Origin of the sequence: Oceaniglobus trochenteri (assembly GCF_020529025.1) — a bacterium.
GTDB lineage: Bacteria > Pseudomonadota > Alphaproteobacteria > Rhodobacterales > Rhodobacteraceae > Oceaniglobus > Oceaniglobus trochenteri.
On sequence record NZ_JACNMM010000014.1, the window covers coordinates 1 to 2,077 of the forward strand.

The window sequence follows — 2,077 nt, forward strand, 5'->3', positions numbered from 1 at the left end:
GCCAGTGAGCCGCCTTCGCCACTGGTGTTCCTCCGAATATCTACGAATTTCACCTCTACACTCGGAATTCCACTCACCTCTCTCGAACTCTAGACCAACAGTTTTAAGGGCAGTTCCGAGGTTGAGCCCCGGGATTTCACCCCTAACTTGCTGGTCCGCCTACGTGCGCTTTACGCCCAGTAATTCCGAACAACGCTAGTCCCCTCCGTATTACCGCGGCTGCTGGCACGGAGTTAGCCGGGACTTCTTTACTGGGTACAGTCATTATCTTCCCCAGCGAAAGAGCTTTACGATCCTAAGACCTTCGTCACTCACGCGGCATGGCTAGATCAGGCTTGCGCCCATTGTCTAAGATTCCCCACTGCTGCCTCCCGTAGGAGTCTGGGCCGTGTCTCAGTCCCAGTGTGGCTGATCATCCTCTCAAACCAGCTATGGATCGTCGGCTTGGTAGGCCATTACCCCACCAACTACCTAATCCAACGCGGGCTGATCCTTCTCCGATAAATCTTTCCCCCGAAGGGCGTATACGGTATTACTCTCAGTTTCCCGAGGCTATTCCGTAGAAAAGGGTACATTCCCACGCGTTACTCACCCGTCCGCCGCTCCCTCCGAAGAGAGCGCTCGACTTGCATGTGTTAGGCCTGCCGCCAGCGTTCGTTCTGAGCCAGGATCAAACTCTCAAGTTGAAACATCCGAAGATGTGTCCTTGACGTTCGAACCTCTGCACATATCGTTCCGATCTCGCGACCGGAACAGTCTTCTGTCCATCGTGCTTCAGGTTTCAAAAAGAAACAAGAAACCGACAAACAGTGAAGCTGACCTTCCATAATCGAAGCCCGAAAGCCCCTAGGAAGTCGATATGAAAGAGGTTGATCCATCGAAACGAACCAAACCGCCCACATATCTCTTCAGATAATAGCAATGTCAAAGAGCATGAAGATACGTCCAACAGGATGCGTCAAAAGCAAGACGCGCCCAGCGTGAAGTATCTTCGGTTGTCAACATCCGCGACCCTGGGGTCTCGGCCTTCCCGACGGCGCATTGCTGCGATGCCGGTGAGAGGGGTATCTAAGGCCAATCGATGTGCCTTGCAACCCCTTTCGGTAAACTCTTCTCGTTTGAGAGATTATGTATTCTTTACTAGGTTTGGCGGTGACCTACTCTCCCACGTCTTAAGACGCAGTACCATTGGCGCGACGGCACTTAACGGCCGAGTTCGGGATGGGATCGGGTGTTTTGCTCGCGCTATGACCACCAAACCGAGTAAAGAATACATGCCTGTCTGCCTTTGCAGTCAGGTCTTTGCTGTGCCTTGGCGGGCTCTGGTTCGAACCTGCCCTGGCACAGCCATCAGTTGAGGTGCAGCCTGTCTGGGCTGCGACTTATCCAAGTCTTGTACACCTGGTGTACTTTTGATCTGTTTCCTGTCGGTTTTCACCGACGGGAAGTCCAGCTTCCACTGGATCAAATCAAGCCTATCGAGCAATTAGTACCGGTCAACTGAGCACATTGCTGCGCTTACATCTCCGGCCTATCGACGAGGTGGTCTACCTCGGCTCTCAGGGATACCTTGTTTTGAGGGGGGCTTCCCGCTTAGATGCCTTCAGCGGTTATCCTTTCCGATCATAGCTACCCAGCACTGCTCCTGGCGGAACAACTGGTACACCAGTGGATCGTTCACCCCGGTCCTCTCGTACTAGGGGCAACTCCTCTCAAGTATCCTACACCCACGGCAGATAGGGACCGAACTGTCTCACGACGTTCTAAACCCAGCTCACGTACCTCTTTAAACGGCGAACAGCCGTACCCTTGGGACCTGCTCCAGCCCCAGGATGAGATGAGCCGACATCGAGGTGCCAAACGGTGCCGTCGATATGGACTCTTGGGCACCATCAGCCTGTTATCCCCGGCGTACCTTTTATCCGTTGAGCGATGGCCCTTCCACTCGGGACCACCGGATCACTATGGCCGACTTTCGTCTCTGCTCGACATGTCCGTCTTGCAGTCAGGCTGGCTTCTGCCATTGCACTCAACGAGCGATTTCCGACCGCTCTGAGCCAACCTTCGCGCGCCTCCG

General features: G+C 54.3%; 3 rRNA genes. All 3 read right to left on the reverse strand.

Annotated elements, in window-relative coordinates:
• A 16S ribosomal RNA gene (locus H7828_RS19575) occupies positions 1–686 on the reverse strand; the annotation flags it as partial.
• A 458-nt stretch (positions 687–1,144) separates the two neighbouring features.
• Positions 1,145–1,259, reverse strand: a 5S ribosomal RNA gene (gene rrf, locus H7828_RS19580).
• A gap of 206 nt (positions 1,260–1,465) precedes the next feature.
• Positions 1,466–2,077 (reverse strand): 23S ribosomal RNA (locus H7828_RS19585); the annotation flags it as partial.